Annotated in this window: 27 protein-coding genes; 23 read left to right on the top strand and 4 right to left on the bottom strand. The window is 27.1% G+C overall.

What is annotated here, in order from left to right; all coding sequences use genetic code 11:
- Positions 1-11 precede the first annotated feature (11 nt).
- The 13 genes from JW646_RS02985 (at position 12) to JW646_RS02925 (ending at position 11,854) form a co-directional block, all read left to right on the top strand.
- A complete protein-coding gene (locus tag JW646_RS02985; RefSeq protein WP_228416562.1) occupies positions 12-407 on the top strand; it encodes a hypothetical protein in 396 nt (131 codons plus the stop codon).
- A 53-nt stretch (positions 408-460) separates the two neighbouring features.
- Entirely contained in the window at positions 461-1,153 is a 693-nt protein-coding gene (locus JW646_RS02980; protein WP_074918359.1) for a TVP38/TMEM64 family protein, read from the top strand.
- Positions 1,153-2,130 carry a (Fe-S)-binding protein gene (locus JW646_RS02975; protein WP_228416560.1) on the top strand — a complete coding sequence of 326 codons (978 nt, stop codon included), beginning with the start codon at positions 1,153-1,155 and terminating at the stop codon, positions 2,128-2,130. The genes JW646_RS02980 and JW646_RS02975 overlap by 1 nt, the downstream gene beginning before the upstream one ends.
- 39 nt (positions 2,131-2,169) lie before the next feature.
- Positions 2,170-3,393, top strand: a complete 1,224-nt coding sequence (locus JW646_RS02970) for an ABC transporter substrate-binding protein (protein WP_228416558.1) — start codon at positions 2,170-2,172, stop codon at positions 3,391-3,393.
- Entirely contained in the window at positions 3,393-4,259 is an 867-nt protein-coding gene (locus JW646_RS02965) for an ABC transporter permease (RefSeq protein WP_074918353.1), read from the top strand. Before JW646_RS02970 ends, JW646_RS02965 begins: the two co-directional genes overlap by 1 nt.
- Positions 4,260-4,267: 8 nt before the next feature.
- The gene (locus JW646_RS02960; RefSeq protein WP_331478056.1) at positions 4,268-5,077 is read left to right on the top strand and encodes an ABC transporter permease; all 810 of its coding nucleotides are present in this window, start codon (positions 4,268-4,270) and stop codon (positions 5,075-5,077) included.
- 16 nt (positions 5,078-5,093) lie between these two features.
- Positions 5,094-6,116 carry an ABC transporter ATP-binding protein gene (locus tag JW646_RS02955; protein WP_228416556.1) on the top strand — a complete coding sequence of 341 codons (1,023 nt, stop codon included), beginning with the start codon at positions 5,094-5,096 and terminating at the stop codon, positions 6,114-6,116.
- Positions 6,117-6,129: 13 nt separating this feature from the next.
- Complete coding sequence (locus JW646_RS02950) at positions 6,130-6,996, top strand: nucleoside hydrolase (RefSeq protein ID WP_074918348.1); 867 nt, start codon at positions 6,130-6,132, stop codon at positions 6,994-6,996.
- Between the two features lie 278 nt (positions 6,997-7,274).
- Positions 7,275-8,480 carry a dicarboxylate/amino acid:cation symporter gene (locus JW646_RS02945; protein WP_228416554.1) on the top strand — a complete coding sequence of 402 codons (1,206 nt, stop codon included), beginning with the start codon at positions 7,275-7,277 and terminating at the stop codon, positions 8,478-8,480.
- Between the two features lie 311 nt (positions 8,481-8,791).
- Positions 8,792-9,475: a GTP pyrophosphokinase gene (locus JW646_RS02940; RefSeq protein ID WP_074918344.1), complete on the top strand. Its 684-nt coding sequence runs from the start codon at positions 8,792-8,794 to the stop codon at positions 9,473-9,475.
- 141 nt (positions 9,476-9,616) lie between these two features.
- A complete protein-coding gene (locus tag JW646_RS02935; RefSeq protein WP_228416552.1) occupies positions 9,617-9,973 on the top strand; it encodes a CoA-binding protein in 357 nt (118 codons plus the stop codon).
- Positions 9,974-10,153: 180 nt separating this feature from the next.
- The gene (locus JW646_RS02930) at positions 10,154-11,002 is read left to right on the top strand and encodes a thermonuclease family protein (protein ID WP_228416550.1); all 849 of its coding nucleotides are present in this window, start codon (positions 10,154-10,156) and stop codon (positions 11,000-11,002) included.
- Between the two features lie 126 nt (positions 11,003-11,128).
- Positions 11,129-11,854, top strand: a complete 726-nt coding sequence (locus JW646_RS02925; RefSeq protein WP_228416548.1) for a putative ABC transporter permease — start codon at positions 11,129-11,131, stop codon at positions 11,852-11,854.
- Positions 11,855-12,043: 189 nt separating this feature from the next.
- Here the strand turns inward: JW646_RS02925 and hpf are convergent, their stop codons facing one another.
- Complete coding sequence (gene hpf, locus JW646_RS02920; protein WP_074918336.1) at positions 12,044-12,577, bottom strand: ribosome hibernation-promoting factor, HPF/YfiA family; 534 nt, start codon at positions 12,575-12,577, stop codon at positions 12,044-12,046.
- Between the two features lie 608 nt (positions 12,578-13,185).
- Here hpf and JW646_RS02915 point away from each other — a divergent pair.
- The 4 genes from JW646_RS02915 to JW646_RS02900 all read left to right on the top strand — a co-directional run bounded on the left by JW646_RS02915 (position 13,186) and on the right by JW646_RS02900 (position 16,482).
- On the top strand, positions 13,186-13,713 hold the full coding sequence (locus tag JW646_RS02915; RefSeq protein WP_228416546.1) for a sigma-70 family RNA polymerase sigma factor: 528 nt from the start codon (positions 13,186-13,188) through the stop codon (positions 13,711-13,713).
- A complete protein-coding gene (locus JW646_RS02910; RefSeq protein WP_228416544.1) occupies positions 13,706-14,509 on the top strand; it encodes a DUF6241 domain-containing protein in 804 nt (267 codons plus the stop codon). The genes JW646_RS02915 and JW646_RS02910 overlap by 8 nt, the downstream gene beginning before the upstream one ends.
- A gap of 129 nt (positions 14,510-14,638) precedes the next feature.
- Complete coding sequence (surE, locus tag JW646_RS02905) at positions 14,639-15,397, top strand: 5'/3'-nucleotidase SurE (RefSeq protein ID WP_074918330.1); 759 nt, start codon at positions 14,639-14,641, stop codon at positions 15,395-15,397.
- A 305-nt stretch (positions 15,398-15,702) separates the two neighbouring features.
- A complete protein-coding gene (locus tag JW646_RS02900; RefSeq protein ID WP_228416542.1) occupies positions 15,703-16,482 on the top strand; it encodes a ZIP family metal transporter in 780 nt (259 codons plus the stop codon).
- 144 nt (positions 16,483-16,626) lie between these two features.
- Here the strand turns inward: JW646_RS02900 and JW646_RS02895 are convergent, their stop codons facing one another.
- The gene (locus tag JW646_RS02895) at positions 16,627-17,508 is read right to left on the bottom strand and encodes a LysR family transcriptional regulator (protein ID WP_074918326.1); all 882 of its coding nucleotides are present in this window, start codon (positions 17,506-17,508) and stop codon (positions 16,627-16,629) included.
- Between the two features lie 220 nt (positions 17,509-17,728).
- On the opposite strand from JW646_RS02895, the gene JW646_RS02890 reads away from it, so the two are divergent.
- From JW646_RS02890 to JW646_RS02865, 6 genes are all read left to right on the top strand, one after another.
- Positions 17,729-18,550, top strand: a complete 822-nt coding sequence (locus JW646_RS02890; RefSeq protein ID WP_228416540.1) for a nitroreductase family protein — start codon at positions 17,729-17,731, stop codon at positions 18,548-18,550.
- Between the two features lie 89 nt (positions 18,551-18,639).
- Positions 18,640-18,855, top strand: coding sequence for a hypothetical protein (locus tag JW646_RS02885; protein WP_228416538.1), 216 nt, complete (start codon positions 18,640-18,642; stop codon positions 18,853-18,855).
- 105 nt (positions 18,856-18,960) lie between these two features.
- Entirely contained in the window at positions 18,961-19,839 is an 879-nt protein-coding gene (lipA, locus tag JW646_RS02880) for a lipoyl synthase (protein WP_074918322.1), read from the top strand.
- Between the two features lie 3 nt (positions 19,840-19,842).
- The gene (locus JW646_RS02875; RefSeq protein WP_228416536.1) at positions 19,843-20,826 is read left to right on the top strand and encodes a lipoate--protein ligase; all 984 of its coding nucleotides are present in this window, start codon (positions 19,843-19,845) and stop codon (positions 20,824-20,826) included.
- A gap of 52 nt (positions 20,827-20,878) precedes the next feature.
- A complete protein-coding gene (locus JW646_RS02870; RefSeq protein ID WP_228416534.1) occupies positions 20,879-21,715 on the top strand; it encodes an aldo/keto reductase in 837 nt (278 codons plus the stop codon).
- 20 nt (positions 21,716-21,735) lie between these two features.
- Complete coding sequence (locus JW646_RS02865; RefSeq protein WP_228416532.1) at positions 21,736-22,176, top strand: GNAT family N-acetyltransferase; 441 nt, start codon at positions 21,736-21,738, stop codon at positions 22,174-22,176.
- A gap of 42 nt (positions 22,177-22,218) precedes the next feature.
- Here JW646_RS02865 and JW646_RS02860 read toward each other — a convergent pair whose 3' ends face one another.
- Together JW646_RS02860 and JW646_RS02855 are read right to left on the bottom strand one after the other, a co-directional pair.
- Positions 22,219-22,557, bottom strand: coding sequence for a PqqD family protein (locus tag JW646_RS02860; protein ID WP_228416530.1), 339 nt, complete (start codon positions 22,555-22,557; stop codon positions 22,219-22,221).
- The gene (locus JW646_RS02855) at positions 22,557-24,476 is read right to left on the bottom strand and encodes an OPT family oligopeptide transporter (protein ID WP_228416528.1); all 1,920 of its coding nucleotides are present in this window, start codon (positions 24,474-24,476) and stop codon (positions 22,557-22,559) included. Before JW646_RS02855 ends, JW646_RS02860 begins: the two co-directional genes overlap by 1 nt.
- Positions 24,477-24,773 lie beyond the last annotated feature (297 nt).

Here is a 24,773-nt window from a genome sequence, read left to right as displayed (position 1 = left end):
AGGGTGGTTATATGAAATATTTAAAAATTATGTACAATGCTTTTTTATGGGCATTAGTATTTGCAATAACATGCTTTAAAAGTGAATGGCTAGAAATGAGAGTTAATATAGGATATATTTTATTTATTGCTTTTGGAGTATTAACTGTAATATTTAGCATTTATTTAAGAAAAAAAAATTTACAATTGGGTTTTAAATTTACTATAATAAACATTGTTATTTGTTTTATATATGGTAATTTTATATACGGATTTAAAAGGCTACAAGTTGTACCAGCGTCAATTATTAGAGAGGGTATAAATATTACGAGAGTGCCATTCTCTAAAATAAATTTGATATTGTTAATTATTTTAATTTTAGGTTTGCTTTTAATATTATTTTCAGATAGAAAAGAGTATAAGAGCTAATTTTCAGTATAATAATTATTCCCTTAAGAAATAATTTATGATTGGAGAAAAATATGAATAAAAACAATATTATAAAAACAAGTATATTTATAGCTATAATTATACTTGTAATTTTATTAAATAATCATTACGGATGGTCAGATTATATAAGTGATACCAAAAACTTAGATTTTATAAAACAAATGGTTACGGAGAATATATTACTGGCATTGAGCATTTATATGATTTTAACCATAGTAGGATGTGTTGTACTAGCTATTCCAGGGGTAACTTTTGCTGTCTTTGCAGGGATTTTGTTTGGACCAGTTTTAGGTATATTTGCTTGTTTAATTGCTACAACTTTAGGTGCGGCCATGGCATTTTTAGTAGGAAGATTTTTTTTGAAAGATATGATAAAGCCCATGCTTGAGAAAAATAAAATTTTGAAAAAACTTCTTTTTTCTGATAATGAAAAAAGCGACTTAATAATTTTAATGATTACTAGAATGGTTCCTATATTTCCTTATAACTTGCAAAACTTTGCTTATGGAATAACAGATATTGGATTTTGGAAATATACAATATATACATTTGTTTTCATGTTTCCAGGAGTATCATTCTTTACCATAGGTTCTGCAGGGCTTACAGCAGGTGATAACAAATGGAAATACTTTATTATAGCAGGAGTTTTAGCTATAGTTGTTACGCTTGCAGGAATACTTATTCAAAGAAAATATCTAGGAGATAGTAAAGAGGTAATAGAATAATGAAGAATAAAGCACAAGACTGTATTCATTGTAAATTATGTACTAAAAATTGTGATTTTTTAAAAAAATATAATATGGATTTGCAAGGTTTTTCAAAAAGACAAGAATTGGCTTATCATTGTTTTCTTTGTGGAAAATGCAAATCCGTTTGTCCTAAAGATATAGATGGAAAAGAAATTGCACTGAGTATGAGAAAAGAAATGGTTAAAAATAATAATAATGCTATAATGGATAAGGATTATAAGATGCTTTTAAAAGAAAAAAATCCTTATATATTTGCAAACTATAAAAATTCAAATAAAAAATCAGTATTATTTCCGGGATGTAATTTTGTGTCGTTTTTTCCTAAAACAGGAAAAGTATTAATAGATGAACTTAAAAAGTATGACATTGGCGTTATTTTTGATTGCTGTCAAAAACCAATAGAAGAATTAGGTTTACAAGACGATGCAAATAAAAATTTACAATCTTTAAGAAATAAGATAAAAGAAGAGAATATAGAAGAAGTTATAGTAGTGTGCCCTAATTGTTATTATTTTTTAAATGAAAAGTTAGATATAAATGTAATAACTATTTATGAAAAATTAAAAGAACTTAATTTAGGACAAAGTATAAAAGAAGAAACTCTTCCTATTTACTATCCTTGCCCAGACAGAGAAGAAAAATTGTTTTTTAATACAATAAGACCTTTTTTAGAAGGAGAAATTAAAAATTCATTTAAGGATACACAGTGTTGTGGTTTAGGAGGATGCGCTAGCTCTAAAGAAAGTGAAATATCAACGAAATTTGCAAAATCAGTATCCTTAGCAGGAGAAGAAAAACTATTTACTTATTGTGCATCTTGTGTTGGGAATTTTAGACGAAAAGGATTTTTAAATTCTTATCATCTACTTCCACTAGTGCTAAATGTAGAAGAAGAGATACCTTTAGGTATGAAATCTTTGTTTAATAGAGCTATGTTTAAATTTAGAAAATAAAAAAATGACTGTTTAAGAATAAGAAAAAGGAGTGAAGATATGAGAAAAATTATATCAATTTTAATGTGTGCAATTATAATGTTATCCATGGTTGCTTGTAAAAAAAGCAATGATACTGCCACAAATGTAGATAACATGAAGTGGGAAGAAGTATTGGAAAAAGCAAAAGGTAGCACAGTTACATTTTATGGATGGGGTGGAGACGAAGAGTTAAACGCTTGGTTAGATGATGTTTTTGCGCCAAAAATGAAAGAAAAATACGATATAAAAATGGAAAGAGTTCCAATGGATATAGACCAAGTACTTAGTCAGTTATCTGGAGAAATACAAGCTGGTGAAGAAGATGGAAGTATAGATATGATATGGATAAATGGTGAAAACTTTAAATCAGCTAAAGAAAATAATATGCTTTACGGACCTTTTTTAGAAAAACTTCCAAATGGAGATAAATATCTTGATTTAAATGCAGATGAAAACAAAAATGACTTTGGCTTCCCAACCGAAGGATACGAAGCACCTTACGGAAAAGCTCAGTTAGTATTTATGAATGATAGTGCAGTTACAAAAGAGGCACCAAGTAGCACAAAAGAATTATTAGAGTTTGCTAAAGAAAACAAAGGTAAGGTTACATACCCAGCTCTACCTGATTTTACAGGAAGTGCTTTTGTTCGTAATGTAATATATGATATATGTGGATATGAACAATTCCAAGATATGAAAGAGGACAAAGAAACTGTTAAAAAAGCAATTAAGCCAGCACTTGATTATTTAGTTGAACTAAACAAGTATTTATGGAATGAAGGTAAATCTTTCCCAGCAGATTCAACTCAATTAGATAATATGTTCAAAGATAATGAAGTAGTAATGAATATGACTTATTCAGCTTATGCAGTTGCTAGAGGAATAGAAAATGGAAGTTACACTGATACTACAAAAACTTTCTTATTTGATAAAGGAACTATAGGTAATACAAATTATATGGCTATAGCTAAAAATAGTGGAAATAAGGCTGGAGCAATGGTAGCTATAAATGAAATGATAAGTGCAGAAATACAAGTATCAAGACTTGAAAAGCTAAAAACTATACCTGTAGTTGACAATAGTAAATTAAGTAAAGAAGAAAAAACAGAGTTTGATAAAGTAGATATAGGAAAAGGTACAATACCTCAAGATGAATTATTATCAAAAAGACTTCCTGAAATGCCAGCTGGCTTAGTTCCAATAATTGAAGAAATATGGTTAGAAGAGGTTGTTGGAAAATAATGAAAAAGAAATATACGCCTTATATATTGTTAATACCACAAATATTACTTCTAATAATATTTATAATAGGGCTTATTAATGGAATCACCCAAAGTTTTGGGGTGATTCCTACTTTTGGTTTAGACAAGCCCACATTAAAATACTACATGGAAGTACTTTCGTCACCACAGATGAAATCATCAATTATGTTTAGTTTATATATAGCTTTTGTATCATCAATGTTTTCTGTTTTGTTAGGCACATTAATTTGTGTAATAATAGTAATAAACAAAAAAACTAAATGGTTTTATGAAAAGTTAATTGAGATACCAATTGTAGTTCCACATATAGTTGTGGCCATTTTTATATTAAACATTTTTTCTAAAAGTGGACTTATGGCTAGAATTTTAGCATCTATTGGTATTATTTCTTCGCCAGATCAATTTTTAAATTTGATTTATGATAAATATGGAATAGGAATAATGTTAGCATATTTATGGAAAGAGATACCTTTTATAATTTATTTTGTACTATCTATTATGTCAAATATTAATGATAGTTTAGGAGAAGCAGCTATAAACTTGGGTGCTAGTAAGTATGAAACCTTTAAAAAAGTAACGCTACCTTTATGTAAAAATACAATACTAAGTGGATTTTTAATCATATTTGTATTTTCACTAGGAGCATATGAAATACCTCAATTATTAGGTCCTACACTGCCCAAAGCTCTGCCTGTTCTTTCTTATATTCAATATATTCATCCAAATTTACAGAACAGACCATATGCTATGGCACTAAATGGAATAATAATTATAATTTCCTTAATAGCTGCAATTATTTACTACAATTTAATAAAAAATAATATACCATCAATGAAAGAAAAGTAGGTGATAAGGTGAAAAATAATAAAATTAATAAGATTATATTAATTATAATGAGCATATGTATAATTTTGCCTATAATAAATTTGATAATATGGTCCTTTACAGAAAGATGGGCTTGGCCTGACTTATTACCACAGTGTTGCTCATCAAGGGCACTAAATGAAATTTTTTCTCGAAAAAGTGAAATGATTCAACTATTTGCATCCAGCATATTACTTTCTTTTGTAGTTGCCATATTGTCAGTTATAATTGGACTGATGACTGCTAGAGCATTTGTATTTTACGATTTTAAATTTAAAAAACAACTTTATTTTTCAACTTTATTGCCCTTTTTAATACCATCCACAGTGTTTGCTATGGGAATACATGTAATGTTTATAAAATGGGGACTGAGTAATAGTGTTTTGGGAGTTATTATTGTTCACTTAATTTACTCTCTACCTTATGCAACAAGACTATTGATGGATGGAACAATGGCTATAGGTAACAAACTTGAAGAACAAGCTCAAGTTCTTGGAGCTACACAATTTCAAGCTTTTACTAAAACAACTTTGCCTATTTTGTCGCCAGTTATTTTATCATCCATTAGTATGTCATATATAATATCTTTTAGTCAGTATTTTTTAACGTTGTTAATAGGTGGTGGTAAAGTTAAGACCTTTGCCATTGTAATGTTTCCATACTTATCAGGAGGAGATAGAAATATGGCATCTACATATTCTTTAGTATTTTTAGGTATAACAATAATAATATTTAGCATTTTCCAAGTGGCAGTTTCTAAAATTAATAAAAATATAAGCAGAGACTTTTATGGTATATAGAAAATAGGTGAAATAAATGAGTTTAAAATTAGAAAATTTAAAAGTAAATATGGGAGGGAATGAGATCCTTCATAATATAAATTTAGATATGAACAGTGGAGAGTTTATCTCTCTTTTAGGTCCGTCAGGTTGTGGTAAAAGTACTTTGTTAAAAACTATAGCAGGATTAAATGATTTAGAAAAAGGAAAAGTTATTTTATTTGGAAATGAAATTCAAAACATATCTCCTGAAAAAAGAGGAACAGTAATAGTTTTTCAAGACTTAAGGCTATTTCCTCATTTATCTGTAGAAAAAAATATTGCATTTGCTATGAATTTAAATAAAATAAATAAACAAAAACAAAAAGAAGTTGTAAGTAAATTACTTAAAAACGTTCAGTTAGAAGGATTTGAAAAAAGAAAAATAAAAGAACTTTCAGGGGGACAGATGCAAAGGGTAGCCCTTGCTAGAGCCCTTGCTGCAAACCCAGACATATTGCTTCTTGACGAGCCATTTTCTGGTTTAGATGAAAAGTTAAGAATTGAAATGGGGCAACTTGTCAAAAAACTTCAAAGAGAAAATAATATGACAATGATATTAGTTACCCATGACAAGAATGAGGCATTACAACTATCTGATAGAATAGCTCTTATGATGCACGGTGATATAATTCAGTATGATAAACCTTATAATATTTATAGTTCGCCCATTTCAAAAGAAGTGGCTGATTATTTTGGTAGAAATAACTACTTTGTAGGTGAAGTTGTGAAAAATATTTTTAAATGCCATAATTTTAAATTAAATTGTGATAAAAAAGATGGTAAGTATGAAATCATGGTTAGACCATCAAGTATAGAAATAGATGAAAAGAAAAAAGACTATGAAATTAGTGAAATTATATATATAGGAGATTTTGTAGAACTTGTTTTAAGGGGAAAAAATGAAAAAATATTGGTAAAAGATAGCTCTAAAATTTTGAGTAATAACAATATAAAAGTAAATAATAAAGTAGGAATAAAAATAAGAGAAGAAGAAGTTTCTTTCTTTAAATTTGAATAAAAGAGGATTAATTATGAAAAATATAATATTTGATTGTGACAATACTTATGGAGTGCCAGATTGTGATGTAGATGATGGACTTACATTAATATATTTACTGGGAAATAAAAATGCAAATTTATTAGGAGTAACTACTACTTATGGAAACAATAAGGTGGAAATAGTTTATCCAAATACTTTAAAGATGATAAAAGAATTAAAAGTTGATAATTTGCCTGTTATTGAAGGAGGAAAGGATCCAAAGGATTTAGATAATAAAGCAAGTGACTATTTAGTGAAAATGGCAAATGAATATGAAGGAGAATTATCTATATTAGCAACAGGGTCTTTGACTAATCTTTATGGAGCTTATCTAAAAGATAATACTTTTTTTGAAAAAGTCAAAGAAATCGTTTTAATGGGAGGAATAACTGAACCATTAATATTTGCTAAAAGACAAATGGACGAGTTAAATTTCTCTTGTGATCCAATAGCAACGTATACTGTTTTAACAAAAGGTAATAATGTTTCAGTAATTACTGGAAATAACTGTTTAAAAGTTCTTGTTACGAGAGAAGACTACGAAAGAGAATTAAGTGATTATACAAATCCTATAGTACCTTATATAAAAAATAGTGTAGATTATTGGTTTGATTATAATTTAGATAAATTTGGAATTGATGGGACGTATAATTGGGACGTTACTGCTGCAGTTTATTTAATGAGACCAGAATTATTTAAAAAAAATATATACAAAATGAATTTAAGTGTTGAAGATTTAGAAAGAGGATTTTTACATATTGATGAGGAAAACAATTGTACTTTGAATCTTCCTACAATAGATAATGAAGAGCTTTATAACAAGGATATTTACAATACATGGAAAGGTGTTGTGATATAAAAAACAAATGTAAAATAAGTAAATAAACACAGTAGTTGTAAGAATTGTATTATTAAATAAGAACAAAATATAGTAATGTTTTACATCTAAATAATAGAACAAATTACAACTTAAAATTTAATTTTTACTAATAATTTTACTTAGAATAGTTTAGACTAATAAGTGAAATTAAATTGATACAAAGTAATAAAAAGGAAAGAAAACGTTGACATAAGAAGAAAACGTTACTATAATTAAACACGTGACAATAAATAAAAACTGAGGAGGAAGAGATAATTATGAAGAAAAAAATAGGATTAGTGCCTAAACTTATTTTAGGAATTATTGTAGGTATTTTATTAGGAAGTTATGCTCCAGAGGTTTTGGTTAGAGTATTAATTACTGCTAGTACTTTATTTTCAGCATTTTTAAAATTTGTAATACCATTTATAATAATTGGATTTGTAACAGCAGGAATAGCCGACCTAGCAACAGGAGCAGGGAAATTACTAGGAATAACAACAGGAATAGCTTATGGATCTACAATAGTAGCAGGTACAGCAGCATTCTTAGTTGCATCAACAATATTCCCAGCATTTATTGATTCAAGTGTAGCATCACAAATAGGAGATCCAGAAGCAGGAATGCTATCTCCATTCTTTACTATACCACTAGAACCAATGGTAGATGTGACAGCAGCAATCGTTTTTGCATTTACAATAGGACTTGGTATATCTTCACTTAGAAATCATGGAAAAGGCGAAACTTTACATAAAGTATTCCAAGAATTCCAAGAGATTGTAACAAAAACTTTAGCAACTGCAATAATACCATTATTACCAGTATATATAGCAGGTACTTTTGCAAATATAACTTACGCAGGACAAGTTGGGGCAATTTTAGGAGTATTCTGGAAAGTATTCCTTATAGTAATACCAATGCATTTAATATACTTAGTAATACAATTTACAGTGGCAGGAACAATATCTGGGAAAAATCCATTCAAAATGTTAAAAAATCAAATACCTGGTTATTTAACAGCAGTAGGAACACAGTCTTCTGCAGCTACTATTCCAGTTAACGTTGAATGTGCGAAAAATAATGGAGTAAGTAAGGAAATAAGAGAATTTTGTGTGCCACTATGTGCAACAATTCACTTAGCTGGATCAATAATATCAGTTACATCATTTTCAGTAGCAGTATTAATGATGAATAATATGGACTTTGGATTTGGAGTAATGTTACCGTTTATATTAATGTTAGGTATAGCTATGGTTGCAGCACCAGGTGCACCAGGTGGAGCTATAATGAGTGCATTACCATTTTTACCTATGATAGGAATACCATCTGATGGTGGTCTTGCAAGTTTAATGATAGCATTATACTTAACTCAAGATAGTTTCGGAACAGCTGCAAACGTATCAGGGGATAATGCAATAGCAGTAGTAGTTGACCATATAAACCAAAAAATGAATAAAAAAGAAAAAATCAAAAAAATTAGTTAATATAAATATATATATTTGATTAAAATGAAAACTTATATTTGAGTAAATAAGTTAAATATAAATTAATGAAAAAGAAGGTATCCTAAAATTATTTTTAATTTTAAGATATTTTCTTTTTTTTATTATAGAAAAAGATTGTAATTATTTATATCTCAAAAATTCTATTTTTAATTATAAATGCAATACTATTAATTAACTTACTTATGTAATAGATTTAAAATTTATGATATTATAATAAGGTATAAAAATTAAAGAATATTTATACTTATTATAATTTAAAGTGTGTTTTAGTATGGAGGGAGAACTTACAAATGATAAAAGAGCAAATAAGAGATCAACTTATAAAAGGATTAATTGATGATAATGTTATAGATTTATTTCAACGTAACATGATGCCTCTTAACCAGCTTATGTCTTATTATCGTTGTGCAATTATGGAAGTGGAAACAAAATTTAAAGTACTTAATGAACAATTTTCCCTTCAATATGATAGAAACCCAATAGAAACAATAAAATCAAGACTAAAGTCGCCTGAGGGCATAGTAAAAAAATTAAAGCGTAAAGGATTTCCATTTTCTCTTGACTCAATAGAGGAAAATATAAATGATATTGCAGGCATAAGAGTAATTTGTTCTTTCACAGAAGATATATATTTACTAGCCGAATGTTTATTGCAACAAGATGATATAACTTTAGTAGAAGTTAAGGATTATATAAGACATCCAAAGGAAAGTGGATATAGAAGCTTGCATTTAATTATAGAAGTTCCAATTTTCTTAGAGAATGAGAAGAAAAATATGAAGGTTGAAGTTCAGTTAAGAACTATAGCTATGGACTTTTGGGCAAGTTTAGAGCATAAGTTACGTTATAAAAAGGATATACCTCAAGAAGAAGCAGATATTCTTGCTAAAAACCTAGTAGAATGTGCTGAAATTAGTGCTGACCTTGATAACCGTATGGAGCAGATAAGAAATAAAATATTGAAAAATAGTTAGCAATTTAAGTCATATGGGTATATATCCATATGACTTTTTATTTTGAAAGTTTTAATTACATTTTAAATTACTATTTATATAAATACTGAAATGAATAATACTAATTATAATAAAGTACATAAAACTTAGGAGGAAAAAATTATGGATTTAAAAGAAATAATGCAATATAATACTTTTGTAGTGTTAGGAGATACATTAAATGAAGAAAAATATGCTTATAAGATAAAACATGAGCTTATAAATAGTAATTATAAAGTATATTCTGTTGGAAAAGAATTAAAGTCTATCAATGATATTGATGAAGAAATCGATATTATTGATTTATGTATCAATCCTCCTGCAGGATTAAAATTATTAAAGGAAAATAAAAAGAAATTTAAATGTGTTGTTATACAACCAGGAGCAGGTAGTGATGAAATTATTAAATTTTTAGATGAAAATAATTATGATTATATAGATGGATGTTTGTTGGTTGGAATTAGACTTTATTCTAAATGAGATAAACATTAATAATATTTAATAAAAAATAATGTAGAGAGCCTAATTTAATTTAGGCTCTTTTATGCGTTAAAAGAAAATTTATAACAAAAACTTATTCAGTATTTGTCATAAAAAAGCTATACTTATATTATTGATTAAAAAAATGTAAAAAAATGTATAGATGGTAAGGAGAGACAGATGAAATTATTTAAGACAAACAAAATTAAATCATTATTATTAGGAGGAGTACTGTCTTTATCATTATTCTTTGGAGGATGTTCTAGTAGTACAACAACTTTAAGTACGCTAACTGATTTTAACACTACTCAAGATAAAAATGATAATTACAGCACATCTTCAGTACCAAAGGCATCGGTAGAAGCTTCTATAGAACGCGTTGTTGATGGTGATACAATTAAGGTGAAATTAAAAGATTCTGGAAAGACAGTTACACTAAGATTATTATTAATAGATACACCAGAGTCTGTAAAGCCTGGTGTAGATCCACAACCATATTCAATAGATGCATCAAACTTTGCAAAAGAATTGCTTAAAATAGGAGATAAGACATATATTGAATATGATGAAGGAGATAAAACTGATAAATATGATAGACATTTATGCTATTTATGGTTTTACAACAAAGAAGATAAAAGTTGGAAAATGTTCAATGAAAAAATTGTAGAAGAGGGTCTTGCAAGAGTTGGTTATGTTTATTCTCAAAGAAGACACTTAGACACTTTATATAAAGCTGAAGATAAAGCTAAGGCAAGCAAGTTAAATATATGGTCTGTTAATGGATATGTTACAGACAAAGGTTTTGATGTAGATACATATAATAATGAAGGTGCTATATCAAGCAATAGTAGCTCTAGTAATAATAAAAGTGAAAGTAATTTAAATGAAATTGTATACGCAAATGGAGGTAACTCAAGCTCAAATAAATATCATTCCTTTGAACATGCACACGGGATGAAGGGAGCTATTAAAATGACTAAATCACAAGCTAAATCAAAGGGATATAAAGCATGTGGATTATGTTATTAATAAGTTAAGTGAATTATAGACCTTATTAGATTTTATATGTAAATAGTGGATTTAAAATATATTAACTATAAACAGATTTAAATAGTTATCTATTATATAAAACTTATAAAAAATGGGGTGAACATCTTGAGTTATTTTTTAATACTGGCATTTATATTTTTTATTGGAAGTATTGTAGGATGGGTAATAGAATTAATTTTTAGAAGATTTTTCTCTGGAGCAAATCCAGAACGAAGATGGATAAATCCAGGATTTTTAATAGGACCATACTTGCCCCTTTATGGATTTAGTTTATGTGTATTGTTTTTATTGGCTCAAATAAATATTAATTTTATACACAATGAATTTATAGAGGAATTAGTGCTGTTTACTATAATGGCCTTAGTTGTTACTTTTATTGAATATTTAGCTGGTCTTATTTTTATTAAAGGAATGAATATAAAGTTATGGGATTATACAGATGAACATTGTAATATACAAGGAATTATTTGTCCTAAATTTTCGTTTTTCTGGGCTGTTTTAAGTGCAATATATTACTTTTTAATTCATCCTCATATACTAGAATCTCTTTATTGGCTATCAAACCATTTATCATTTTCTTTTGTGATGGGTTTTTTCTACGGTGTATTTGTTATAGATGTATGTTATTCTTTAAAAATTATGGTTCATATAAGAAAATTTGCCAATGACAATGAAATAATTGTTAAGTATGAGTTATTAAAAGAAAACATTAGAAAAAGAAATGAAGAATTAATTGGAAAGAAAAAATTTGTTTTTGCAATGCACTCTGGAAGAGAGGAATTTCTGAAACATTTAAAATATTACAAGGAAGAGTTGAATAAGAAGCTATAATTTAAAAATAAAATAAGATTCTAGCAAGTTTATTAAAAGCTATTAATTATATAAAGAAAAAGTTAAGGTATGGTCTATTTGATCCATACCTTAACTAAAATTACTATATAAACCTACTTTCTGAAAAAATTTAGCAGATTATTTTTATTTAATAATATTAAAAAACAAATTGTATATTGAACTATATAATTAGATTTGTTCAATTAAACCATAACCATCATGTCTTTTATAAATAATGTTTATATCTTCAGAATCTAAATTTCTAAATACAAAGAAGTTATGTCCTAGTAAATCCATTTGCATAATAGCATCTTCAGTAGTTATAGGCTTATCAAGGTTGAATTTTTTAACTTTTTTTATTGTATTTTCACTTTCAATATTCATGTCATCAAACTCATTTATGTTATTGAATCTAATACTTTCATTAGTTCTATTTTTATTTATAAGTTGAGTTTTTAATTTTCTTATTTGCTTATATAATTTGTCGTAAACTTCATCAATAGCATTATATAAATCATTTTTAGAATCTTCTGCTCTAATTATTGTCCCATTTTTAGTAAATATAGTCACTTCAATTTTTTGACTTCTCTTAGTAACATCTAATTTTACATGTACATCTGTATCACTGCTTAAATACTTTTCTAAGTTATAAAAAGTATTTTCTATTTTTTCTTTAATAGAATTTGTTAATTCAATTTTTTTTGTGACGATATTAATTTTCATAATATGTACCTCCAATATTAAATGTTTATTTTACTAATTTCATACAGATAGAAAATAGTAAAATTTAGTTGTTCGTTGATATCTTTAGTGTAGATAACTACCGTTATTGTAAAAAGTATTTATCTACTTTTAAAATGATTTATATTTATACTATTATAGTAGTATGAAAATGTTTTCATTGTAAGTCTATATTTTTATAAATTTTTCTGTTAAAATATAGATTATACGGGGTGTTTTTAATAAATATGTGTATAATTATATATTTAAATAAATCATTACCTGGATAAACGATGTTATTTAACAACTCACCAAAAGCAGAAAAGATATTTAAAATTCCCACATGTAAAGTTCTTTTCTGGCTTTCTTTAATTCATTTTTTCTTATAAAAATATTACTTTTAAATTCCCAACAATAAATTGATAGCTATGAATTAGATTTATAATTAAGAAAAATTCCTAATATTTATGAAGTGATTTACATTCATAACTTATGTACTAATCACAAATTTATAAAAAATTAGTAATTATCCAAAATTAAGTTTAAAAAATTAAAACCTTTTATTATAAATTTATGTCTAGCAGTTGAAAACAAAAATGAAAGGAGTAATCATGGAAGATATACTTTTAGTGAAAAAAGCTATTAAAGGTGATAGAGAAGCTTTTGAAGATTTAATAAATATGTATTTTGATAGATTATATAAAGAAGCATATTTAAGATGTAAACATGAAGAAGATGCAAAAGAAATAGTACAGGAAACAATTTACAAAGCTTATAAAAATGTAAAAAGTTTAAAAGAAGCAAAATACTTTAAAACTTGGTTAAGTAAAATTATTATAAATGTATCAAATGATTATATGAGTAAAAATGGAATGATAGATTTGGAACATGATGAAAATCATTATGTAAAAGAGATACATAATGATAACCAAGTAGAAATTAAAATTGATTTATACAATGCCATGGATGAGTTAGAAGATAAATATAAAGATGTAATTATTCTTAGATATGTAGATGATTTAAAAATTGAGGATATATCCAAAATTTTGGAGCGTCCAATAAATACTATAAAGACACATATTAGAAAGGCAATAAAAGACATGAAAAACCTGCTAAAGGAGGATTACATTAATGAGTAAAAGTAAAAAAAATATTAATTTAAATAATGAAAATATAGATGACATGGCAATAGAAGAAATTGATAAAGAAATGAATGATTTTTATATAGATAAAGAAAAAATAGATGGTATAAAATATAGTTTTGATAAAGAAAGCATTATAAAGGATGCTATAGATAAAGCAGAGGGGGAGATATTTAAGAGCAAAAATAAGAAAAGATATGTTAAAATAGTAGCCAGTATAGTTATTTTATTTTCTATAGGATTATATAATCCAGCATTAGCTTATTATGTAAAGCCAGTAATGACAGTTTTACAAAAAATAAATGATGTTTTAAAAATAGATGAAATAAGCGCAGCCTTAGAGTTGGACACAATAATTCCAAAGGCGGTAGTAGAAGATAACAAAATTCACTTTGTAAAAATAACGAGATACAAGGTAGATAAAACGAAAGAAAGCAATGATAGTAATAAAGATAGTAATAGTAAAAATATAGTATATGATGAGTATGGAGTAGTTAATTTTATACACCAAATGTCTAATCAAATTATTAACCCAGCAGATGGTAAAAAATTTGGAGTGATAAATATAACGCCTAAAAATATTGAAATATCATTAAATTCAATAAATTATATAAAAAATAAAGAAGCTAGGGAATATTTAGAAAAAGAACTCACAAAATGGAAGAATGGAAACTTTAACAATGCAGTAGAAGTGCATAATTATGTATGGCATATGCTAGATGGACAAATTGGAATAGCATCAACCCTAGATAATAAAAAAATAAATAAAATTAAAGAAAAATATTTTAAATAAAAGAGTAGGAATTTTTACTTATAAAAAGTAATATATAAGGATGAGGATGAATATCATCCTTTTTTTATGAAAAATTAATAAGTAATAATTATTATGGCAAAATAAATAATATAATAAAGGAGGAATTTCATGAATATATTAATAACTAACGACGATGGAATATTTGCAGATGGAATTATAGAATTAGCAAAAGAAATATCTAAAATAGCAAATGTATATGTGGTTGCGCCAGAAAGTCAAAAAAGTGCTACAGGACATTCTATAACAATACATAGTCCCATAATGGTACAAGAATCATATATTGCAGATAATATAAAGGCCTATTCCATATCAGGAACACCAGCAGATTGTGTAAAAGTTGGGATAGAAGCTATATTTAAGGATATAGATTTTGATTTAGTTTTAAGTGGAATAAATAATGGCCCTAACTTGGGAACGGATGTTATATACTCTGGAACAGTATCAGCAGCAATAGAAGGGCTTGTTTTAAATAAACCATCAATTGCAGTGTCATATAATGAATTTAAAGTTAAAAGTGATGTTTATAAAGATGCAGCTAAATATGTAGCTATGCTTGTAGAAAATATTAAAGATAAATTGAACTTACTTAATGACTGTATATTAAATGTAAATATACCTAATACAAAAATAAAAGGCAGTAAGATAACTAAGTTGGGAGAAAGAAAATACGATAATGTAATGGAAGAAAGGATAAGTCCTTTTGGGCAACGATATTTTTGGATTGGAGGAAATATTAGAGAATTAGATCAAGATGAAGACAGTGATATTACTTGTATAAATGATGGTTATATTTCCATAACACCTGTTAATATTGAAATGACTAATTTAAAAAAATTTGAAATTCTAAAAGATATAGAAATTTTATAGTAGGTTTTATTAAAAGTCAGCAAGTGTTTACTGGCTTTTTTCTTTGTAAAATATTAAATATGTAATCCTCAAATAGAAAAAAACAATGTAATTCATTGACAAGTAATGTTTATATAATTATAATTGATAACAATTATCGATTATGGGTATAAATAAAACAATACAGTTATTATAGATATGAAAAAATATATACAAATGCTATAAATAATAGACCAAAATTATTTTATATAAACTGTAAATATTAAACCTGATTTTCAGAAAATTTCATAAGTACTTAAATTATATAAAGAATGGGGTATAGAATAATGAATACAATAATTGGAATTTTAATGCCACTTGTAGGTACTACATTAGGTGCTGCTTGTGTTTTTATAATGAAAAAAGAAATTAATACATTAGTTAATAAAGGTTTACTTGGTTTTGCTTCGGGTGTAATGATTGCTGCTTCAGTATGGTCATTAATAATACCAGCTATAAATATGAGTAGTAATATGGATAAACTAGCTTTTGCTCCAGCTGCAATAGGCATTCTTGCAGGGGTAGGATTTATGCTTATATTAGATATGATTATTCCTCACTTGCACTATAATGATGATAAACCAGAAGGATTAAAAAGTGAAAAAATAAAAAAAACAACTATGCTAGTATTAGCAGTTGCTCTTCATAATATACCGGAGGGAATGGCAGTTGGAGTAGTATTTGCAGGTGTTATAAATCAAAAAAGTACAATAACTATGGCTGGAGCACTTATACTTTCAATAGGAATAGCTATTCAAAATTTTCCAGAAGGAGCTATAATTTCCATGCCATTAAGAAGTGAAGGTGTGAGTAAATCAAAATCATTCTTTTATGGATTTTTATCTGGTGTAGTGGAGCCTATTGCTGCATTATTAACTATTTTATTTTCAACAACTATTCAACCCTTGATGCCATATCTTTTATCTTTTGCTGCAGGAGCTATGATTTATGTGGTGGTAGAAGAATTAATACCAGAAGCTTCTGTTGGAGAACATTCTAATATAGGAAGTATTGGATTTGCATTAGGTTTTGTAATAATGATGATTCTAGATGTAGCATTAGGATAATAGAAATGTTATAAAGTAGAATGAAGAAAAGTCAAAGAACTTACTTGATAAAAAAATATGCTTACAAATAACATAGTTATGTTATTTGTAAGCACAACATAACTATGTTATGTATAGATAACATACAATTATATATTACACAATTTAAATATTATTCATTTTCAAAATATGATTTTTAAATTCATTTATGAATTTTGAATGTAAATTATTTTTATTCCATCCCATGTAAATAGATTTATAACCAATATCTTCTTTTATATTTAATATAGAAATTTCATTGGTATTTATCATAGGTGTACTTGGGACTATTGTGATTCCTGCACCAGCAGCTACTAATCCAACTAACATACCTGCCTCATTAGGTTGTACAGATACTTTTGGAGTATAATCAATAAATTTAGTATAAGATATACCTTTACTGCTACAACCTTTATCATAAACTACAAATAATTCATCCTTCAATTCTGATAATGATACTTCAGTTCTATTTGAAAGACGATGTGATTTTGATGTTACTAAAACATACTTTTGTCTACTAACTAATACAGTTTGAATCTCAGGGTAATTATTAATACAACTAATATCATCAAAAAATCCCAAGTCAGTTTTTCTAGTGCTAAGGTTATTTAAGATTTTTTGTGCAGAAGTATTATTAAATTTAAATTTAATATCAGAGTGTACTTCAAGAAAACTGCTAATTATAAAAGGAATAAAACTAGTACCAACACACTCAGTATATGAAAGAGATATATTATTTTCCTCGTCATTTTTCATATATTTTAGCTCTTCAATACCTTTTTCAATATCATTTAATGCTAATTTGGCATAATTTAAAAATACTTCTCCAAATCTAGTAATTTCAATATTCCTACCATTTTTTTTAAAAAGTGGTACATCTAATTCTTCTTCTAGTTTTGAAATAGCTTTACTAAGTGCAGGTTGTGTCACTGACAATAAATTGGAAGCAGTTGTAAAATTTTTAGTTTTTGCAATGGTTATAAAATATTCTAAATGCTGTAAGTTCATAATTATTCTCCTTAAAAATAAAAAATTAATTTATATCTATAACTAAAAGTTATTATTGTATGAATAATAGCCATTAGACCTTTTTAAAAATATAGTGATATAATAACAATATACTAATTAAAAAGCTAGGTAAATTAGTAATTAATTATAAATTATTTTTATATATTTTATAATGAAATTATTAACCTATTAAAATAGTGAAAATTGTGGAGGTTAGAAAATGTTTAATGTTGATGAAGAAAAATGTATAGGATGTACTAAGTGTATAAAAGACTGTCCAGTAAACGATATTATTATAGAAAATAATAAAGCTAATATAAAAAATCAAGCCTGTATGAAATGTGGTCATTGTGTAGCAGTCTGTCCAACTATGGCAATTTCAACAGATGATTATAATATGGATGATGTTGTTGAATATGAAAAGGAAAGTTTTGAAGTAGAATCTGAAAATCTATTAAATTTTATAAAATTTAGAAGAAGTGTGAGAAACTTTAAAAATAAAGAAATTGAAAAAGAAAAAATAGAAAAAATAATAGAAGCAGGTAGATTCACACAAACAGCAACTAATAGTCAAGATGTATCCTACACTATTGTTACTAATAAAATAAAAGAATTAAAAGAATTAGCATTTGAAAGTTTAAATAAAAAAGGTGAATATATTCTTAATAATTTAACTCCTGAAACAGAATATTTAAAAAGATATGCTACTTTATGGACTAATTTTTATAAAGCATACAAAGAAGATCCAATTAAAAATGATAAATTATTTTTCAATGCACCAGTAGTAATAATTGTGACTGCTAATAATGAGTTTAATGGAGCAATAGCTTCTTCCAATATGAATCTTATGGTAGATGCGTTAGGTCTTGGAACTTTTTATAGTGGATTTTTAAAAGTAGCATCTGAAAATAATAAAGAAATATTAGATTTACTAGAGATAGAAGATAATAAAAAGATTGCTGCATGCATGGTTGTAGGATATCCAAATGTTAAATATAAAAGAACAGCTCCAAGAAAAAAAGCAGAAATAAATTGGATATAAAATATTAATCTTATAAGTTTATATTTAGTATAAATATTATGTTTCATATTATATAATAAGATATAAGAAAAGATATAAAGGAGAGTAATATGAAATATACCAAAGAAGAAATGGATATAATAAGTGAAAAAATAGTAGAGATGCTAAGAGAAAAAGAAGAAATGAGAATAGGTAAAATAGCAAAAGTTCTTATTCACTCAAATTTAGTTAATTCTAGTTATGAAGTTGATAAAATACTTAAATATAAAAAAGATTTATTTGTAAGTCCAAAGATGGGAATTTGGAGACTTGTAGAAAGTGAATAAAATTAGCAAATATAAATAAGAGCTGTAAATAATATATTTACAGCTCTTATTTATATTTATACAATAAAAAGTGTAAGACAAAATATGTCAAAAGGGGAAATGATGATGGAGAATAAAAGAAAAAGGGTTAGAAAACCTGATTGGTTTAAAGTTACCTATGACAGTGAAGTAGGTAGTATAGGAAAAATGATGGAAGATGATTCACTACATACAGTGTGTAAAGAAGCAAATTGTCCTAATAGGGGTGAATGTTATAAAAAAAGAACAGTAACATTTATGATAATGGGAAATCAATGTTCTAGGAATTGTAAATTTTGTAATGTAACCAATGGTGAACCTACACATTTAGATCCACTAGAGCCTTTACACGTTGCACAGTCAGCTAAAAAGTTAGACTTAAAACATGTAGTTATAACTAGTGTTACGAGAGACGATTTAGAAGATGGAGGGGCAAATCATTTTGCAAAAACTATTGAAGAAGTTAAAAGATTAAATCCAGAAGTAACAATAGAAGTTCTTATTCCTGATTTGAAAGGGGAAGATAAAAACTTAGATATAATAATAAATGCAAAGCCTGATGTTATTAATCATAATGTGGAAACCATAGAGAGTTTATATGAAAAAGTTAGACCAGAGGCTATATACGAGAGATCTTTATATGTACTAAAATATGTGAAAGAAAATGCACCAGAAATTCTTACTAAAACTGGAATTATGGTAGGTCTTGGAGAAAAAGATGAAGAGGTATATAAGCTTATGGATGATGTTTTACAAGTTGGATGTGATATCTTTACCATAGGTCAATATTTACAACCAAGTAGAAAACATGTGGATGTTAAAGAATATGTATCCCTTGAAAAATTCGAAGAATATAGAAAAGTTGGAGAAGAAAAGGGATTTAGATTTATAGCAAGTAGCCCATTAGTTAGAAGCTCTTATAAGGCTGCAGAGGCATTAGAAGCAAAAGCAGTAGAGAGGGGATAAAATATGATTTATATAAATAGTAAATCAACTAGTCCATATTTTAACTTTGCATTGGAAGAATATTTGATGACATATAAGGATTTGGAGGATGATGAAATATTTTTATTTTGGAGAACAAATCCTACAGTAATGATAGGAAGATATCAAAATACATACTGTGAAATTAATGAAAAATATGTAAAAGAAAATAATATAAACGTAGTAAGGCGTAACTCTGGTGGAGGGACTATTTACACTGATATGGGAGCTTGGCAATTCACGTTTATACAAAAAAATCATAAAGAAAATGGTATATCCTTTGGAAAATTTACAACTCCAATTGTTCAGGCTCTTAGACAAGAAAATATTGATGCATATTTTAATAGCAGAAATGATTTATTAATAGGAAATAAAAAGTTTTCTGGAAATGCACAATATAGAAAAGATGATGTCATGTTGCACCATGGTTCTATCTTATTTAATACAGATATTAAAGCAATGGTTGAAAGTATAACTGTTGCAGAAGATAAAATTATAGCAAAGGGCATAAAATCTGTAAGAGAAAGAGTAATAAATATTAGTGAAGTAATAGATAAAAATATTACTAGTGAAGACTTTAAAGATATTATGTTAAAACGTTTGTTAAAAGATAGCCAAATCTATACTCTTACTAATGAAGATATTGAAGCTATAAATAAAATTAAAAAAGAAAAATTTGAATCATGGGACTGGAATTATGGTAAAAATCCAGTATTTAATATTAATAGATGGAAAAGATTTGATGGTGGAAGAGTAGATTTTAAACTTGATATCAAAAAAGGGATAATTAAAGATTGTGTTATAGAAGGCGATTTTTTTCTAAGTGGAGATATTTGTAAGGTAGAAAAAGCCTTTATTAACTGTAAATATGATAAAGATGAAATATATAAACTTTTAGGCACTTTGGATATAGACAAAATTTTTTATAAAATTAATAAGGATGATTTGCTTAAATGTATAATCGATTAGAATTAGTTAAAAAGAACAAATTAATGAGAGTAGAGAAAGGGACTTAAACGACATGAGTGAATTTCAAAAAATATTAAATAATGGAATAAAAATACCTTCCATAGGATTTGGAACTTATAAATCAGGAAGTAATGAAGAAACTGAAAAAATTGTTAAGCATGCCTTAGAAGTTGGATATAGACAAATTGATACAGCATCATTTTATGGAAATGAAGTAGGTATAGGTAACGCAATAAAATCTAGTAAAATAAACAGAGAAGATATATTCTTAGTTACTAAACTTTGGAATGATGATCATGGATATGAAAAGACAATAGAAGCATTTAACAAATCATTAGAAAATTTACAAGTTGATTATATAGATTTATATCTTATTCATTGGCCAAACAAATTAAATAATGAAACATGGAAGGCCTTTGAACATCTTTATGAAAGTAAAAAAGTAAAGGCTATAGGTGTTTGTAACTTTAAACAAAGTCATTTGGAAGAATTAATAAAAAATGCAAAGATAAAACCGATGGTGAATCAAGTTGAAATACATCCTACTAATCAAAAAAATGAACTAGTGAAGTACTGTAGTAAAAATGAAATTCAATTAATTGCTTGGAGTCCAATAATGAGAGGTAAAATATTCGATAATGAACTTATGATTAGTTTATCTGAAAAATATGAAAAATCAATTGCTCAAATTGTATTAAGGTGGCATTTACAAAGGGGAATTATTCCTATACCAAAATCATCCAATGAAAATAGGATAAAAGAAAATTTAGATATTTTTGATTTTGAAATCTCTAAAAAAGACATGATGCAAATTAATTTATTAGATGAAGGATATGATGCCTCTGTGACAGGAATCCCTAAAAATACAACTTACCTTGATGTTAAATAAAAGTTAATATGGATAATAGTATGAAAATAATTAAAGCAGCAAGCAACAAAAAAGAATATATGGATTTACTTTTACTTGCCGATGAACAAGAAAATATGATAAATAAGTATCTTGAAAAAGGAGACATGTTTTTATTGATAGATGAGGGCGTAAAAGCACAATGCATTGTTACAAATGAAGGTAGTGGGGTATATGAATTAAAAAATATAGCGACTATTCTCAAATTTCAAAATAAAGGCTATGGTAAAATGCTTATAAATTATATTCTTAATTATTATAAAGATTGCAATATAATGTATGTGGGAACAGGAGACAGTACTTTAACAATTCCCTTTTATAAAAAGTGTGGATTTAAAGAATCTCATAGAGTGAAAAATTTTTTCTTGGATAATTATGATCATCCTATATTTGAAAACGGAAAGCAATTAATAGACATGGTTTATTTGAAATGGAGTAGATAAATTAATATTATAAAGGGGCATATTAAATATGCCCCTTTAAATTTACTCAACTCTCTCTATATAATTACAATTAATCTCAATATGATTTAAAAACATCAATAACCTTTCGTATATAGGATGACAATCCTCACCATAAATATTTTCAAGATTCTTGCCTATATCTTCAACAGTTTTTTCACCGTCAATCTGTAAAAAAACAAAACTACAATATTCATCAAGTTCAATTTTCTTATAAAGAGGTATTCTAAATTTTAACTTTCTAAAAAACTTTTGTATAGGATGATTTTGCTTTTCTAAAACAGTTATAATTTTATTATCAACTTCGTAATCTATATTGTTTGAAATTTTAAATATTAATTTTAAAGCATCCTCGTTATCCATTATTCCTCATCCTTAACCTTTGATTTTAAAATAGGTATAATTGTAAGTACTATTAAGACAACTAATAATAAGGCAGCCATACCATTTCCAGCAGCAAATCCAGTAGGCGCATTTCCACCAACTACACCAGTTACTTGACATATTATACCAATAAGTCCAAGTATAGAACCACCAGCAACTAAACCAGAAGATAAACTTATACCATTACTAATCTTAACATCTTTATCTTTTTCTCCTTTTGATGTTTTTTCAACAAATACACGGATTAAAGCACCAACTAAGATTATAGAAGTAGTTGCAACTGGTAAGTAAAAACCTATAGCAACTGTCATAATAGGTAAATCTAATAGGTATAGAACTATTGCCATAAATACACCAACTACAATCATAACCCATGGTAATTGACCAGACATTATACCTGAAGTAAGTGTAGACATTAAGTTAGCTTGAGGTAGCGCAAATGGAGGATTATCACCAGTTATTTTTAATTGGTCTGTTAATAAAACTATAACAGCAACAACAACTATAACACCAACAATACTTGCTATTGCAAAATAACGTTGCATCTCGTTTTTGTTACCACCTATAACATAAGTAACTTTTTGAGATTGACAGTATCCACCAGCAATAGCTATTGAAACAACTATAAATGATCCAAATAAAAGTAAAGATTTATTATCAACTGTAGAAGTCCATCCCATAATTACAAATACTAAAGTAACTATAACTAAAGAAGCTATTGTCATACCAGACACAGGAAGGTTAGATGTTCCTATAGTTCCTGTTAATCTACCAGCAACTATAACGAATAATAAAGATAAGATAAATGATAAGATAGCTCCTATTATAGCCATTGAAATACTTCCAGAAATAATAAATGAAGCAATGAACCCCATAATAACTCCACCTATTAAAATTAATAATTGAGTCGAAGAACCATCACCTTTAGTAGCAGTAGCTCTTGCCTTAGCAGTTTCCTTGACTGAAGCAATTATAGTTGGTATAAGTTTTATAGCACCAATTATACCACCACATAACATCATGCCTGCACCTATGTATTTAACGTAAGCGCTAGAAATATCTGCAACAGCCATTTGATTTACTGCCAATGAAGAATTATTCCACACCATGATACCGTCTCCTGCCATTTCAGTGAAATAACCAAGAAGTGGAGTAATACCAAATACTGATAGTATAGAACCAGCAAACATTGTTAAAGAGACATCAAGACCTACTATAAATCCAATACCTAATAACAGTGGATTAACTTCCAAATCAAATTTCCACTTATACCAAGATTTACCTGTAAAAGACATTACGTTGTTTGTTATATTTAAAAAAGCACTTGTAAGTGTATTTATAGCACCACCTATAACAAATCCAACCCCCATGTATTTTATAGAGTCTCCACCACTATCTGAAGCTACTAATGTTTCAGATATGGCCATAGATTCAGGGTAAACAAGTTTACCATGTTGATCAATAATTAGGTAATTGTATACTAATGAAGCTGTACCAATACCAAATAAAACACCACCAACACCAACAGCAAGACCTTCTATGAAAGAAACTTCACTACCTATTAATATAACTGATGGTAATACAAATATAAGACCACTGGCAACAGATTCACCACCACTTGACATACCTTGAATTAAGTTTTTGCCAAGTATGCCTTTTTGTTTTGCAAAAAGAGCAACAAATGCTGAACCTATGATTGCACCAGGAATTCCGGCAGCAACAGTAAGACCTGCTTTCATACCGGAGTATGCGGTAGAAGCTGCAAATATGGCAGAAAAAATGATACCTATAATAAGTACAGCAACATTTCCACCAGTTCTTGACTTATCAGTAATATATGGAACATAGTTTTTTCCATCTACACCACCATAAGCCTCTTTTGGTAATTTTTTGTTCAAATTACACACCCCCTTATTTTGTTAAATAAATTGTAGCACAGGAAAATTAATATCTTTGTTAAATTAGTATACATATAACGACAAAAATATATAAAAAAAATCTTATAAATAATATTAAAAATAATTGGTTTGTCATAAATAAGATTATTATGTAGATATATAAAAGAAAAAAATTCAACTAGCTCTATTAGTTCAACTAAATCTTTTATCACAATATAATCCATAATTTAATAAGTTATATGAAGTATTATGTGATAGATTTTGTTGAACCTATTAACAAAGTGGATTTTATGGTAA

This window comes from Terrisporobacter hibernicus (genome assembly GCF_020809405.1).
In the GTDB taxonomy this organism is placed as follows: Bacteria; Bacillota; Clostridia; order Peptostreptococcales; family Peptostreptococcaceae; genus Terrisporobacter; species Terrisporobacter petrolearius.
Note: the sequence above shows the minus strand (reverse complement) of the source record. Positions and strands in the feature narration are given on the sequence as shown.